Genomic DNA, 14029 nt, shown 5'->3' with positions numbered 1-14029 from the left:
CAGGCGGGGTCGGGGTCCGGTCGGGCGCAGGGCCGGGAAATTCCTTTGCGGGGTGGGGCGGTGGGCGGCAGGCTTCTCCGCCATGACCAGTCATCCTTCCCGCCCGGCCGGCGTCGCGCGGCCCGCCCGCCCGGTCGCGGACCTGTTCTCCGCCGACGGGCGCCTCACGGCGATCCCGCGCCGGCCGGCCCGCCGCGAGGCGCTCCTCGCGCACCTCGCCGAGACCCTCTTCACGCCCGGCACCGACTACCGCGAGGCCGAGGTCAACCAGGCGCTGCTCACCGTCCACGAGGACTTCCCCGCCCTGCGGCGGTACCTCGTGGTCGGCGGCTTCCTCGCCCGGACCAAGGACGGCTCGGCGTACCGCCGACAGCAGCAGCCCGGCTCCCCCGGAGGCGCGATCCCCGCCGTCGCGTGACCGCCGCGGTGGTGGCCGGCCTGCTGGCCGGCTACGGCATCGCGATCCCGGTCGGCGCGGTCGGTGCGTACCTGGTGGCCGTGACCGCCCGTACCGGCTGGCGGACCGGCGCGGGCGCCGCGCTGGGCGTCGCCACGGCCGACGGCGTGTACGCCGTGATCGCCGTGGCCGGCGGCGCCGCGCTGGTCCCGCTGCTGGCGCCGGTGGCGGACCCGCTGCGCCGGGCCTCGGCCCTGGTCCTGGTGGTGCTCGCGGTGCGGGCGGCGTACGGCGCGGTCGCCGCGTACCGGACGGGCGGAGCCGCCTCCCGCGACGACGGGACGGCGCTCGGCCCGGGCCGCGCGTACCTCGTCTTCCTGGGCATCACGATCCTCAACCCGATGACCGTGGTCTACTTCGCCGCGCTCGTCCTCGCGACGGGCCCCTCGGCGCCCGCGACCCTCCCCGACCGGACCGCCTTCGTCCTCGCGGCCCTGGCCGCGTCGGCGAGCTGGCAGCTGCTCCTCGCCCTGGGCGGGACGCTGCTCGGGCGGATCCTGACCGGCCCCCGGGGGCGGCTGGCGACGGTGCTCGCGTCGAGCGCGCTGATCGTCGTCCTCGCGGTGCGGCTGGTGGCCCGCCCCTGAACGGACGCGCGGCGGCGCCTCCGCCGCTCAGGTCACCCGAGGCGGCGCGGGCGGGACGGCCCGCGGGGCACCGTGGCCGCCGCGGCCACGGTGCCCGCGACCGCGAGGACCGCTCCGGCCGCGAGCACGCCCCGGCGGGAGCGCCAGGAGAGCACCGACCAGCAGGACTGGGCCGAGAGCAGCGAACCGAGGCTCGCCCAGGACCCCACCGAGGCGGCCGACATCGCGGAGCCGACGGAGCCGACGGACAGGAACGACCCGACCGAGCCGATCGACAGCGTCGACCCGACCGAGGCGACGGACAGGAACGAGTCCCGCGACCAGAGCGAGAGCGACGAACCGCGGCGAGAGGTCATGTGCCGATCGTAGGGGCGTTCCCCGGGCCGCGCGCGGGGCGTGTTCAGTCGATGTGCACGATCTGGAAGGCCTCCGCCATCCGTCCGGCGGGCAGTCCGCCCGCCGTCGCGTGCTCGCCGAGCCAGGTGCGGAGCAGGCCCGCGAGGTCGTCGAAGTGGGCCGTCTGGGAGGTGTGGATGCGCAGGGCCTCGACCTTGCGGTCGAAGACGGGGGTGACGTCCACGTACTGGTTGGGCGTGGGGCCGGTCATCAGCCACAGCTCGTGGACGGTCCACGGCTCCAGGCCCTCCTCCTTCAGCAGGGAGGGGTGGGCGAAGGGGTTGCGGGCCTCGGGGTAGACCGCGCGCAGGCAGGCGTCGCCGACGGCGCGGTGGTCGGGGTGGAGGTCGGCGACCCGCGCCCAGTTGATCTCGGGGGAGGGGATGATCGCGCGCTGCGGCCGCACCTCCCGTATCACCCGGCACAGGTCGCGGCGGAGTTCCACGGAGGCCTCCACGAAGCTGTCGGGGTAGCCGAGGAAGCGGACGTCGGCGACGCCGCTGAGCTTGGCCGAGTGGACCTGTTCGGCGCGGCGCAGATCCGCCATGGCCTGGCGGGGGAGCCGGTCGTCGTAACCGCCGGCGCCGCCGTCCGTGACGATGCAGTACGTGACGCGGGTGCCGCGCTCGATCCACTGCATGACGGTGCCGCTGACGCAGAACTCGATGTCGTCGGGGTGCGCGGCCACGACGAGCAGTGACTCCGGTGCGGTGCGGGCGGGGTGGTCGACGGCGTGGTCGGCGTGGTGGCCGCCGTGGTCGCCGGCGGCCCGGTCGTGGTCCTCCATGTCCCTCATGTGGCCAGCCTGTTGGGGCGGCGGGGGCGTCGCAAGGCCAACCGGTGGCGTGAACAGGACATGGCACTTACGCGCCATTCAAAAACTTGGTAGGTTCAAATCATTGGGTTGTACGGCTGAGTGATGTGCTTGGAGGGTGACCGCTGTGTGCAGGATTCTCGGCTCCTTCGCCGCCGGGGCGGCGGCCCGCGCCGACCGCCCCGACCCGGCGCAACTCGCCGCCGTGTCGGCCCGCCAGCGCCACGGCGGCCCCGACGAGCACGCCGTGCTCACCGGCCCCGGCTGGGCCCTCGGCTGCGACCGGCTCGCCGTCACCGACCCCTGCGGCGGCCGGCAGCCCTACCGGCTGCCGCACCTCCCCGGCGTCCTCGCCGTCCTCAACGGCGAGATCTACAACCACGCCGAGCTGCGCCGCACCCTCGCCGCCCGCGGCCACCGCTTCCCCGACCGCTGCGACGGCACGCTGCTGCCCGCCCTCTACGCCGAGTACGGAGCCGCCTTCGCCGAACACCTCGACGGCATGTTCGCCGTCGCCGTCCTCGACCTGCGCCCCGGCAGCACCCGACTCGTCCTCGCCGTCGACGACATGGGCATGAAGCCGATCCACCTCCACCACGACCCGTACGACGGGTCCACCCGGTTCGCCTCCGAGATCCCCGCGCTCCTCGCCTTCGAGGGCGTACGGATCTCCCCGCGCGAGGACTCCCTCGACACCGTCCTCGCCACCCGCACGTCCTTCTCCGCCCACACCGCACTCGACGGCGTCGACGTCCTGCCGCCCGGCGCCACCGCCCTCGTCCGGCCCGGTGCGGCACCCGTGGTGCGCCGCCGAGGCCCGCACCGGAGCGCCCCCGTCGGCGACACCCAGGACGTCCTGCGGCACGAGGTGCGGCGGCTCGCCGAGGCCGACATGCCGGTCTGCGCCATCACCAGCGGCGGCCTCGACTCCGGGCTCGTCACCGCGCTCGCCGCCGAGCACGCCCGCGAGGCCGACGCGCCGCCGCTGCACACCTTCCACCTCGCCTACCGCGGCCGGTGGCCCGACTCCGAGGCCGCGTACGCCCGTTCCGTCGCCCGCAGGGCCCGCACCGTGCACCACGAGGTCGCCGTCGACCCCGACGAGGCCGGGTCGCTCCTCACCCGGACCGTCCGCCACCTCGGCCAGCCCAACGCCGACCCGATCGCCCTGTCCACCTACGCGCTCTTCCGCGCCGTCCGCGAGAACGGCTTCACCGTCGCGCTGACCGGCGACGGGGCCGACGAACTCTTCGGCGGCTACGACCGGATGCGCGCCGCGCTCGCCGCGCCGGCGGGCACGGACTGGGCCGGGGCGTACGCGGACGCGCTCTCGGCCGCGCCCCGGCTGCTCCGCGAGCACCTGTACACCGCCGACTACCGCGCCCACATCGCCGACCAGGGGTCGGCGGCCGACCGCATCGAGCAGGAGCTGCGCTCCGCGGAGGCCGTCGGCGAGGACCGGCTCACCGCGATGACGGCCTTCGAGACGCGCTGGCGGCTGCCTGCCTACCACCTGCGGCGGGTGGACCACCTGTCGATGGCGTGGGCGGTCGAGGCCCGGATGCCCTTCTGCCAGCCGGCCGTCGTGACCCACGCGCGCGCACTGCCGACGGCGGCCCGGACCGGGAAGCGGGCGCTGTACGAGGCGGGGGCGGAGCTGCTGCCCCCGGCGGTCCTGCGCCGGCCCAAGCAGCCCTTCACCCTGCCGCTCTCGGCGATGCTCGCCCCGGGCGGCCCGCTCCTGGAGACGGTCCGCGAACTGCTGTCCCCGGCCCGTCTGGTGCTGGGCGGCAAGGTCCGCGCGGACCGCGTGCAGCGGCTCCTCGCCCGCCACGGCGAGCGCCCCTCCCACCACGACGCGCAGGCGCTGTGGGCCCTGGCGGTCCACGAGCTGTGGACGGAGGTCGTCCAGGGCATGCGCATCCCCGTCGGCTGTGCGGCCTGACCTCCCGGGACCCCACGGCCCCACCTCCGCCAAGCCCGCGGGCCCCACCTCCGCCAAGCCCGCGGGCCCCGCCCCCGCCAAGCCCGCGGGCCCCGCCCCCTCCGAGCACGCGCCCGCGACGGCGGCCGCCGCTCTCGTCCGTGCCCACGACGCCCCCGGCCCCACCCTCGTCCTCCGTCTCGACCACCTCCCCCGCGGCGCCCTCGCCCTCGGCGGGGAGCTCGCGTGGCTGCGTCGGGCCCTCGCGGGCACGCCCTACGCCGGGATCGGCAAGATCGCGCTGTACCGGGCCGCCGGCCCCGGCCGGCTCGACCACCGCTTCGTCCAGGCCCTGCCCACCGGCTTCGACTTCCGCGCGGGATGCGGCCATTCGCTCCTCGCCTGCGTCGTCGCCGACGACCGCCCCGGCCCCGTCACCGTCCGCGCCGTGACCACCGGCGACACCGTCCTGTGCGAGCACGAGCCGCAGCAGGGCGCGTACACGCTCAGCTTCCTCCGCGCCCCCACCGCCCCCGGGACCCTCCCCACCGGCCGCCCGGTCGACCTCCTCGACGGCGTCCCCGTCTCCCTCGTCCGGTACGGCAACCCGTACGTCCTCGTCGACGCCCGGCACCTTCCCGAGGACGGGCTGCGGGAGCGGCTCGAAGGCCTCCGCGCCCTCGCCGCCCGGCTCCTCGGCCATCCGCCCCACTCCGCCCTCCCCAAGATCGCCGCCTTCACCGCCGGGCCCGCGGGCCTCTCGGTGCGCGCCCTCACCGTCGGCGGCTGGCACCCCCGGCTCGCCCTCACCGGCGCCGCCGCCCTCGCCGCCGCCGGCGCGCTCGACGGGACCGTCGTACCGCCCGTGGACGGGGAGGTCCGCACCCCGGGGGGCACCGTGACCGTCTCCACCGGTCCGGACCGCGTCCGCGTCCACCACAAGCGGGCCGAGCTGCTCGAACGGCTGGTGCTGCCCTGGCGTGTCCACGCAACGGCGTGAACGCGCACCGCTCTCACCGGGCTCGGGGCCCCCGTCCTCTGCCACGCTGAAACGGACCGGCCATCGGTATCCGTGGGGAGAGCTGGCACACATGAAATTCGAGAACCTGCGTGTCGTCGTGACCGGAGCGTCCCGCTATTTCGGTCGCGCGCTCGCCGTCGGATTCGCGCATCTGGGCGCCGAGGTCTACGTCTCGGCGCGGACCGTCGAAGCCGCCGAACGCACCCGCACCGACGTCATGGGCTCGGCCCGGGACCGCATCCACGCCTTCGGCTGCGACCTCAGCAAGCCCGCCGAGATCCGGGAGTTCGCCGCCCGAGTCGGCGAACGCACCGACCGCGTCGACCTGTTGGTCAACAACGGCGCCCGCTGGCTCGACGGCATGGACCTGGAGGCGGCCAGCGACGCCGAGATCGTCGAGACGATCGAGTCGACCGCGGGCGGCACGGTCCTCATGGTGAAGCACTTCCTGCCGCTGCTGCGGGGCTCGCTGCGCCCCGACATCGTCAACATGGTCGCCGTCCGCGACGCCGGGGGAGCCTCCGCGGCCACCGCCGGCGCGGCCCACGAGGCCTTCTGGGCGGCGAAGAGCGCGCAGGCCGGATTCGCCGACATCCTCTCGCGCCGCCTGCGGCCCTCCGGCGTCCGCGTCTTCTCCCTCTTCCCGCCCGACTTCTCGATCTCCGACCCGCGCTTCGCGGAATGGGACGGCTCGAACCCGGACGGCACGGCGCCCGACGAGAAGCTGACCACCCAGGCGCTCTTCGAGTGCATCGTCTACGCGGTCGAGCAGCCCCGCGACTGCTTCATCCGCTCCTTCCACTTCGAGCCCCGCTGACCCCTGCCCGCCGAACCCGGCTCGACCGAACCCGGCTCGACCGAACCCGGCTCGACCGAACCCGGCACGGCCGACCCCACCGCCCCGACGAGACCGAGCCCGCTGACCCGCCCTGCGCCGACAGCGCCCCGCCGCACGCGACCGCTGAAGCCCACCGCACCACAGCGTCAAGGAGGTCCCATGAGCACCCCTGTCTGGATCACCGCGACCCCTCCCGCCACCCACGGCGAACTCCACATCGGCCACCTCGCCGGTCCGTACGTCGCCGCCGACGTCCTCACCCGTTATCTGCGGGCCGAGGGCGAGGCCGTCCGGTTCACCACCGGCACCGCCGACCACGCGAGCTCCGTCGAGGTCCGCGCGCTGCGCCACCACCGCAAGCCCGAGGAGGTCGCGGAGGGCTACCGCGCCGCGATCACCGCGGACTGGCTGCGGTCCGGCGTGGAGTTCGACCACATCGTGCGCCCGCGCCGCGACAAGGGCTACGCGCGCTGGGTGCAGGACCTCTTCGGGCGGCTCTACGCACAGGGCGTGATCGCCCCGCGCACCCGCCTGCTGCCGTACTGCGAGCCGTGCGACCGCTGGCTGTACGGGGCGCACGCCACCGGCACCTGCCCGCACTGCGGCGCGGTCAGCGACGGCGGCATGTGCCACGAGTGCGCGCGGCCCAACGACGGCGGCGACCTCATCGGCGCCCGCTGCGCGCTCTGCGACACCCCGGCGACGGCCCGCCGCTGCCGCCGGCTCTACGTACCGCTGGAGCCGTTCCGGGACACGCTCGCCGACTACTGGGCGACGGCCGGGCTGCCCCCGCGCCTGGCCGCGCTGTGCGAGTCCCTCGTCGAGGACGGGCTGCCGGACATCGCGGTCGGCCACCCCGCCGAGTGGGGCCTCCAGGTCCCCGTCGAGGGCTTCCCCGACCACCGCATCGACGGCTGCTTCGAGGCCGCCGCGATGCACCTCTTCGGCTACGACGTGAAGGGCCCGCTGCCCCGCCGCGCGATCCACTTCTGCGGCTTCGGGCACGCCTTCTGCCACGCCGTCCTGCTGCCGGTGCTGCTGCTCGCGCAGGACGTCAAGCTGCCGCAGGACTTCAACGTGAACGAGTCGTACGTCATCGAGGAGGGCGTCCAGGAGGGCAACGTCTGGGCGCTCGACCTGCTCACCGAGTACGGCTCCGACACCCTGCGCCGGCACGTCCTCCAGGCCCGTCCGCTGGGCCGCCGCACCGTCTTCCACCGGGAGCGGCTCGCGGCCGCGCGCCGCGAACTGGACGAGAACTGGAACAGCTGGCTGTCCCGGCTCTTCGCCGCCGTACGGGAGGAGTGCGGCGGCCTGGCGCCGCAGGCGCTGCCCGGCGGCACGGGCTGGGAGATCCTGGAGCGGCGTCTGCACCGCGGTGTGGACGACCTGCGCGAGGCGTACGGCCCCGACGCCTTCGACCCGCGCCGGGCCGTCGCCGTCCTGGACGAGATGGTCCGCTCGGCCGCCGACTTCGGTCACGTCAACGCGCACGAACGCTGCCGGCCCAGCACCTCCTGCCGCCACCTCCCGGCGCTGGCGGCGCAGTTGGCGGTGGCCTCGGCCCTGTCGGCGTGGTCGCGGCCGGTGATGCCCGAGGGCGCGGACCGGCTGGCGGCGGCGCTCCGCGCGGAGCCCGGCCGGCCGGTCGACTGGCAGGCCCTGACCGCCCCGCTGCCGGGGACCCGGCTGGAGCCCCCGTCGGGCCCGGTCTTCGGGTTCTGATCCCCCCCGCGAACCGTACTACTAAGCAACTAAGTACCTCAGTACAGCGGCCTCCGGGCCGTCCGGACCCCCACCCTGCCGCGTGACCGTGCGCGCGAGCGACGCGCAGGGGCACGCGGCCTCCCTCCCCTCAGGAGCCCCTCGTGTCCCTGCGCGTCGCCATGCTCAGCGTCCACACCTCCCCGCTCCACCAGCCTGGGACGGGGGACGCCGGCGGCATGAACGTCTACATGGTCGAGCTGTCCCGCGCCCTGGCCGAACAGGGCGTGGAGGTCGACCTGTTCACCCGCTGCCGGGGCGAGGCGGCGGCCCCGTCCGCCGCACTCGCCCCCGGGGTGCGGGTCCGCCACCTGCCCGCCGGTCCCCGCCGCGCGCTGCCCAAGGAGGCCATGCCCGGTCTGGTGGTGCCGTTCTCGCTGGCCCTGCTCAAGGAGGAGCGGCGGTACGACCTGGTCCACTCCCACTACTGGCTCTCCGGGCAGGCGGGCCGGATCGCCGCGGTGGGGTGGGGCGTCCCGCTGGTGCACACGGCCCACACCCTGGCCCGGGTGAAGAACGCCACGCTGGCCGCCGGCGACACCCCCGAACCGGAACTGCGGATCCGGGGCGAACACCAGGTGACGGCCGCCGCGGACCGGCTGATCGCGAACACGGCGGACGAGGCGGGGGCGTTGCGGTCGCTGTACGGGGCGGATCCCGGGCGGACCGAGGTCGTGCGTCCGGGGGTCGACCTGCGGACCTTCCGGCCGGCGGACGGCCGGGCCGCGGCGCGGGCCCGCCTCGGGCTTCCGGCGGACGCGTTCGTGCCGCTGTACGCGGGCCGCATCCAGCCGCTGAAGGGGCCGGACGTGCTCGTACGGGCGGTGGCCGAGCTGCTGGCGGACTCCCCGGGCCTGCGCCGCAGGCTGCTGGTCCCCGTGGTCGGCGGGCATTCGGGCGCGACCCGGGAGGGCACGGCGTGGCGGCTGGCCGAGGAGCTGGGGGTGGCGGACGTGCTGCGGCCCTGCCCGCCCGTACCGCAGGAGCGGCTGGCGGACTGGTACCGGGCGGCGGACGTCCTGGTGGTGCCCTCGCGCAGCGAGTCGTTCGGCCTGGTGGCCCTGGAGGCGCAGGCCTGCGGGACGCCGGTGCTGGCTGCGGCGGTGGGCGGTCTGCCGACGGCCGTGCGGGACGGGGTGACGGGCCTGCTGGTGCAGGGGCACGAACCGGGGGAGTACGCGCGCCGGCTGGGCCTGCTCGCGGCGCACCCGGAGACGGTGCGGGCGATGGGGGAGGCGGCGGTGCGGCACGCGCACGGGATGAGCTGGCTGGCCTCGGCGACGCGCACCGTCGAGGTCTACCGGGAGGCGCTGGCGGAGGTGCGCCGACCGTCGCTCGCCGGCGCGGAGCGGAGGGTGGGGCAGGGGCGGCGGCACGCCCCTGCCCCGACGGCCCCTCTCTCCTGGAGGAACGAGAAGACCGTCGCACCAGTCTAGCACCTCTTTTGGTTCGACCAAAAGTTAGAAGCGGCCAGGATGAAGTAATTCCGTTCCCGCGACGGCCTATTGACGCACTCACGCCATGGCGGGTCCACGCATCGGGGAACTCTGGATTCGCCCCCACCCGGACTCCAGAATGGAGATGTCTTCAGGGAGCGCCCGGCGGCACGGGCCCCCGGAAGGCGGAATTCACATTCCAACTCCTGGAGGAATCATGTCCGCTGAGCAGAACTCCGGAATTCGCAGGACGGTCCGTCAGTTCGCCCTCGCGCTGGTGGCCTGTCTGGCCGTCGCCGGCGGCGCCGCCATGGCCACCGCCGCCGACTCCGCTCCGGCCGGCCAGCAGCAGGCCGGACCGACCGACGACTGGCCGCACGCCGTCCCCACCACCACGCCGCCGATCGGCTGAACCGGCCGAATCACCCGGCCCGCCCGGCCATTCCCCGGCCGGGCGCGAGAAAAGCCCCGCAATCGACCTGCCACGATTGCGGGGCTTTTCCGCCTCCTCAGTCCAGCCAGCCCAGTCTCACGGCCCGCACTCCCGCCTCGAAGCGGCTCGACGCCCCCAATTCCTGCATGAGTTCCGAGAGCATGCGGCTCACCGTGCGCAGGGAGACCCCGAGATTCCGCGCGATCTTCTCGTCCTTCATCCCGGCCGCGAGCATCTGCAGCGCCGCCTGCTGCTGCTCCGAGAGGCCGTCCCCGCCCCGCTCGGGCGCCACGTGGTCCCCGTAGGGCGAGGCCGTGTGCCAGCAGTGCTCGTACAGGCTCAGGAAGGAACGGACGAGGAGCGGCCCGCGGGCCAGGATCGCGCCCTCCCCGGGCGCCTCCGGGCGCAGCGGCACGATCGCGTACTGCTCGTCGACGATGACCATCGTCATCGGAAGGTCGGGCGCGATCCGCACCTCGACCCCCAGCTCGGCACGGCGGTTGAGGACCTCCGCCGCCTCCGGCCGCGCGGCGTCCCGGCCGCGGTAGATGGCGCGGACCCGCACCCCGTGGGCCAGCTTGCGGCGGTCGCGTTCGAAGATGCGCTCGGGGACCTGCCGGGCCGGGCCGGTCGGGTACATCGAGCACGACGCCTCCTGCGTGACGTCGATGATGTCCTCCAGCGCCTGCTGGATGCGCCGGTAGTCGGTGATCGCCTCGACCGCGATCTCGGAGCGGGTCAGCGACCCCGGCCGGAGGAACGTGCCGGCCAGCGTCTCCAGCGCGCCGTACGCCTGGTCCGCCTCGGCCAGGTGCTCGCGCAGCCGGGCGCGTTCGCGGTCCAGGATGCGCAGCAGCGCGATCTCCGGGTCGACCGAGGCGACCGCGTCCGCGTCGGGCTGCCACCGCGCGTCGCGCAGGTCGGCGCTCGTGGCGTGGGTGCTGGTGGTGGGGACGATCAGACCGAGGGAGATCAGTTCGGCCCGACATCGCTCGTACTCCTCCGCCCCGATCCCTAACTCCTTCGCGACCTGCGGGAAGTTGGACACGCCGCGCCGGCGCAGCTCCCGGTGGAGGGCCACCAGCTGCGCGTCGGCGCCCCCGCCGGACCGGCCGTCCGCCCGGCCGTCCCCCTTGTAGCCATCCGTCGTGATCACGGCGAGGTTCCCCCTTCTCTTCGTGGTCCGGTCTCCCGAATCGCCAGGTTACGTGCCCCCCGCGCGCCGGTCCCCGGTCAGGAGACCGGTCGGAAGAGACGGTCTAGGGGGTGTGCTCGTAGGGGTCGCCGTCGAGCAGACCGAGCCGGGCGGCCTGCACGCCCGCCTCGAAGCGGCTGGCCGCGCCCAGCTCCTGCATCACCTCGGAGATGAGCCGGCTGACGGTGCGCAGGGAGACGCCGAGGCTCCGGGCCACCTGCTCGTCCTTGATGCCGGACGCGAGCATCCGGAGCGCGGCCCGCTGCTGCTCGGTCAGTCCGCCGCCGTCGTGCGGGGCCGGCGTGGCGTGGCCGTACGGGGTGGCCGCGTTCCAGCAGTAGGCGTACAGGGCGAGGTAGGAGCGGACCAGCCCCGGCCCCCTGGCGAGGATGGCGGCGGACTCCGGGTCGCGCGGGTCGGTGGGGAGCAGGGCGAAGTTCTCGTCGGCGAGGACCATGTTCATGGGGACGACGGGGGAGAGCCGCACCTCGACGCCGAGCGCGGCCCGCTCCGCGAGGTGCTGCACCATCTCGGGGACCTGGCCGACCCGCTGGCTGTACATGGCCTGGACCCGCACGCCGCGGGCCACCCGGTCCCGGTCCCGGTCGAGCTCCCGGGTCATCTCCTCGCGTCGTACCGATCCGGTCAGCATCGAGTGCACCGAGCGGCGCACCGTGTGTGTCAGGTCGGCGAGTTCGCGGCGGATGCGCTCGGGGTCGTCGACGATCCGCACCTCGACCTCGGAGCCGGTCTCCGTGCCGGCCCGCAGGAACGGTCCGGCCAGCGTCTCCAGCGCGGTGTGGGCCCGGCTGGTCTCGGCGAGCCGGCTCTCCAGGCGTTCGCGCTCGTGCTGGAGGAGCCGGAGCAGGGCGACGTCGGGGGCGACCACGGCGGGAGCGTTTCCGGGGGCCGGGCCCGCGTGCGGATCGATCAGTCCCAGCCCCGCCAACTCGTCGCGGCAGCGCTCGCGTTCGGTTTCGGTGAGGTCCAGCCGGCGGGCGATCGCGTCGAGGGGTTCGCCGGGGCTGGCGCGGAGTTCCCGGTAGAGGGCGAGGGACTGCTCGCTTGCCGTACGCGCTCCGGCGGCGTTTCTGGACACGGCGAAGCAGACTCCCCTCGGATCGCGCGGATCCTGTCGAAACGCCCCGCTCGACCCTGTCACAGATTCGAACGTGCCGCACGGTGTTCCCGTGCTTTCAGCGGGCGGGGTCCGCCGCCCGGCAGTCGGGGCAGAGACCCTTGAAGACCACCTCGGCGTCGCTGACCGCCCAGGCGGTCAGACTGCCGCGCGGCGGCGCGGGCGCGGCGGCCGTCACGTTCTCCACGCGGCCGCAGTTCAGGCAGAGGGCGTGCTGGTGCGCGGGGCCGGAGATCTCGAACACGGCGGGCAGGCCGGGCCGGTCGAACTTGCTGACCAGACCGGTCTCCTGGAAGTGCCGCAGCATCTCGTAGACGGCCTGGCTGGTCAGCGTGCCGAGGCGCTCACGGGCGGTCGTGGTGATCGCCTCGACGTCGAGATGGCCGCCGGCGGCGAGCACCGTGAGCACCTCCAGGCGCGGTCCCGTGACCCGCAGGCCGACGTCGCGCAGGCGCTGGATCACCGCCTCGCGGCCCGTCAGCTCTTCCACGCCTGCCATCTTCTCCGCCCGCCCGCTCGCCGTCTGGTCGGCTCAAACTTTTGTGGGCATCGTACCTCTTGCTCGTCAACCCCGTCAGGACGCCGTCCGGTCGTCGGCCCTGCACACGAGCAGCACGGACTCGGTCCGCTCGTCGATCCGGTGGCGCCGCCGGCCCTCGATGTGCAGGCCCGCGGAGTGCAGCTCCGCCGCGAGCCGCTCGGGCTCCACGATCCACTTGTCGGTGGTCAGGACGACCCGCTCCGAGGACAGCTTCCCGGTCCTGGCCGCGTAGTAGGTGATGCGCTCGCTCATCGACGGCAGGTCGAAGACCTGCCGGGCCACCACCCACTCGTCGATGCCGTCGAAGCGCGGCACCTGGAACGCCCAGGTCCGCCGCGGCTCCGCGATCAACCCCGGCAGCTGGTGCGCCGTGTAGTCCAGGGCGAGGGCCCCGCCCGCCTGGAGGTGGGACGCCACCTCGCGCAGCAGCGCGGGCCGCCGCGCCGGGGGGACGGCGGCGACCATCGCGCCCGCCAGCAGCGCGAGCCGGTAGCTGCCGCGGAGCCGCAGCTCGGTCAGGTCCGTCCGGTGGGTGACCACCAGGCCGGCCACCTGCGGACCGATCCGGCGCGCCCAGCCGTCGAGGCGCTCCAGGGCCGAGGCGTCCCGGTCCACGGCCTCCACGGCGAAGCCGTGCCGGGCGAACGGGACGGCGAGCCGCCCGGCGCCGGAGCCGAGGTCCAGAACGGGTCCGCCGGTGGAGCGGGCGAGGCTGAGGTACCGGACGATGTCCGCGCTGTGCGGGCCGAGCAGGGCGTCGTGCAGCCAGACGGAGCCCTCGTCGGCGGGGGAGACGGATTCGAGGCCGGGCAGGGTGTCCGAGGCGACCCGGATCCCGGCGCCGGGATCCGGCTCCCCGTCGTATCGGGACGGCAGGACCGGAGCGAACGCCGCGGGCACGACGGGCAGGGAAGTGCCGCTCGGTGTGTGCATCGCTCCTCCAGGGGCTCGCTCGGTCCATGCCGTCCGGACGAGGTACCCGTGCCGCCGGGCCCGCGCCGCTGGACCCATCCTGACCTGGGGGAGGAACCCCGATCCACCGGATGGGGCTGCGTGAACACGCGATGGCGTGGATCTGCCACGCCCGCGGAGCGCGGGCGCCGCTACAGCGTGCGGCTCCAGCGCCGGGCGGAGAGGGCGGCGAAGCCCAGGTGGCGGTAGAACGGCAGGGCCGGGTCCGCCTCCGCCGGGAGCTCCACCCGCTGGTGCCGGGCCCCGAAGTCCCGCATCCGGTCCGTGGCCGCCGCCAGCAGGGCCGTGCCCACGCCCCGGCGGCGGGAGCCGGACGCCACCGCGAGGGCGTACACCTCGCCCTCGCCCGGCACCGGCACGCCGCCGGCCGCGACGCCGACGACCGCGCCCTCCGCGTCCGTCGCGACGAGCCAGCCGAGCCAGCCGGGCGCGCCCCCGGGAATTTCAATTTCCGCGCGTATGCGGGGCAGTGCGCATTGGGCGGAGATCAGTCGCCGCATCGGGATTTCGTCC

15 protein-coding genes are annotated in these 14029 nt (G+C 74.9%); 8 read left to right on the top strand and 7 right to left on the bottom strand.

All coding sequences use genetic code 11. The annotated features are described in order from the left end of the window. The first annotated feature begins 82 nt into the window (after nucleotides 1-82). Entirely contained in the window at nucleotides 83-418 is a 336-nt protein-coding gene (locus ACY0MR_RS16475) for a DUF2087 domain-containing protein (RefSeq protein ID WP_361853233.1), read from the top strand. Continuing rightward, nucleotides 415-1044: a LysE family transporter gene (locus ACY0MR_RS16470; protein WP_404079619.1), complete on the top strand. Its 630-nt coding sequence runs from the start codon at nucleotides 415-417 to the stop codon at nucleotides 1042-1044. Before ACY0MR_RS16475 ends, ACY0MR_RS16470 begins: the two co-directional genes overlap by 4 nt. Nucleotides 1045-1076: 32 nt before the next feature. Here ACY0MR_RS16470 and ACY0MR_RS16465 read toward each other — a convergent pair whose 3' ends face one another. Both ACY0MR_RS16465 and ACY0MR_RS16460 read right to left on the bottom strand, forming a co-directional pair. Continuing rightward, nucleotides 1077-1400 (bottom strand): hypothetical protein, encoded by a 324-nt coding sequence (locus ACY0MR_RS16465; protein ID WP_361853228.1) that lies wholly within the window; start codon nucleotides 1398-1400, stop codon nucleotides 1077-1079. 44 nt (nucleotides 1401-1444) lie between these two features. After that, nucleotides 1445-2236, bottom strand: a complete 792-nt coding sequence (locus ACY0MR_RS16460) for a PIG-L deacetylase family protein (RefSeq protein ID WP_361853225.1) — start codon at nucleotides 2234-2236, stop codon at nucleotides 1445-1447. Nucleotides 2237-2381: 145 nt separating this feature from the next. Between ACY0MR_RS16460 and asnB the strand changes: the two genes are divergently transcribed. The 6 genes from asnB to ACY0MR_RS16430 all read left to right on the top strand — a co-directional run bounded on the left by asnB (nucleotide 2382) and on the right by ACY0MR_RS16430 (nucleotide 9649). Further along, the gene (gene asnB, locus ACY0MR_RS16455) at nucleotides 2382-4199 is read left to right on the top strand and encodes an asparagine synthase (glutamine-hydrolyzing) (protein ID WP_388792422.1); all 1818 of its coding nucleotides are present in this window, start codon (nucleotides 2382-2384) and stop codon (nucleotides 4197-4199) included. Continuing rightward, nucleotides 4189-5178, top strand: coding sequence for a PrpF domain-containing protein (locus tag ACY0MR_RS16450; protein WP_473561363.1), 990 nt, complete (start codon nucleotides 4189-4191; stop codon nucleotides 5176-5178). Before asnB ends, ACY0MR_RS16450 begins: the two co-directional genes overlap by 11 nt. A gap of 91 nt (nucleotides 5179-5269) precedes the next feature. After that, nucleotides 5270-6016, top strand: a complete 747-nt coding sequence (locus tag ACY0MR_RS16445) for an SDR family oxidoreductase (RefSeq protein WP_361853216.1) — start codon at nucleotides 5270-5272, stop codon at nucleotides 6014-6016. Between the two features lie 180 nt (nucleotides 6017-6196). Then, complete coding sequence (locus ACY0MR_RS16440; RefSeq protein ID WP_388792426.1) at nucleotides 6197-7762, top strand: class I tRNA ligase family protein; 1566 nt, start codon at nucleotides 6197-6199, stop codon at nucleotides 7760-7762. A 161-nt stretch (nucleotides 7763-7923) separates the two neighbouring features. Beyond that, nucleotides 7924-9237, top strand: coding sequence for a D-inositol-3-phosphate glycosyltransferase (mshA, locus tag ACY0MR_RS16435; RefSeq protein WP_473561810.1), 1314 nt, complete (start codon nucleotides 7924-7926; stop codon nucleotides 9235-9237). A gap of 217 nt (nucleotides 9238-9454) precedes the next feature. Further along, nucleotides 9455-9649, top strand: coding sequence for a hypothetical protein (locus tag ACY0MR_RS16430; protein ID WP_361853210.1), 195 nt, complete (start codon nucleotides 9455-9457; stop codon nucleotides 9647-9649). Nucleotides 9650-9746: 97 nt separating this feature from the next. On the opposite strand, the gene ACY0MR_RS16425 is transcribed toward ACY0MR_RS16430, so the two are convergent. The 5 genes from ACY0MR_RS16425 to ACY0MR_RS16405 form a co-directional block, all read right to left on the bottom strand. After that, complete coding sequence (locus ACY0MR_RS16425; RefSeq protein WP_361853207.1) at nucleotides 9747-10826, bottom strand: LuxR C-terminal-related transcriptional regulator; 1080 nt, start codon at nucleotides 10824-10826, stop codon at nucleotides 9747-9749. A gap of 103 nt (nucleotides 10827-10929) precedes the next feature. Continuing rightward, nucleotides 10930-11964, bottom strand: a complete 1035-nt coding sequence (locus tag ACY0MR_RS16420) for a LuxR C-terminal-related transcriptional regulator (protein ID WP_473561360.1) — start codon at nucleotides 11962-11964, stop codon at nucleotides 10930-10932. A gap of 97 nt (nucleotides 11965-12061) precedes the next feature. Then, nucleotides 12062-12493, bottom strand: coding sequence for a Fur family transcriptional regulator (locus tag ACY0MR_RS16415; RefSeq protein ID WP_361853201.1), 432 nt, complete (start codon nucleotides 12491-12493; stop codon nucleotides 12062-12064). A gap of 84 nt (nucleotides 12494-12577) precedes the next feature. Beyond that, entirely contained in the window at nucleotides 12578-13477 is a 900-nt protein-coding gene (locus ACY0MR_RS16410; RefSeq protein ID WP_404079610.1) for an SAM-dependent methyltransferase, read from the bottom strand. 170 nt (nucleotides 13478-13647) lie between these two features. Then, a complete protein-coding gene (locus ACY0MR_RS16405) occupies nucleotides 13648-14016 on the bottom strand; it encodes a GNAT family N-acetyltransferase (RefSeq protein ID WP_404079608.1) in 369 nt (122 codons plus the stop codon). Nucleotides 14017-14029: the final 13 nt, after the last annotated feature.

It is taken from the genome of Streptomyces sp. JN8, from assembly GCF_055808075.1.
Note: the sequence above shows the minus strand (reverse complement) of the source record. Positions and strands in the feature narration are given on the sequence as shown.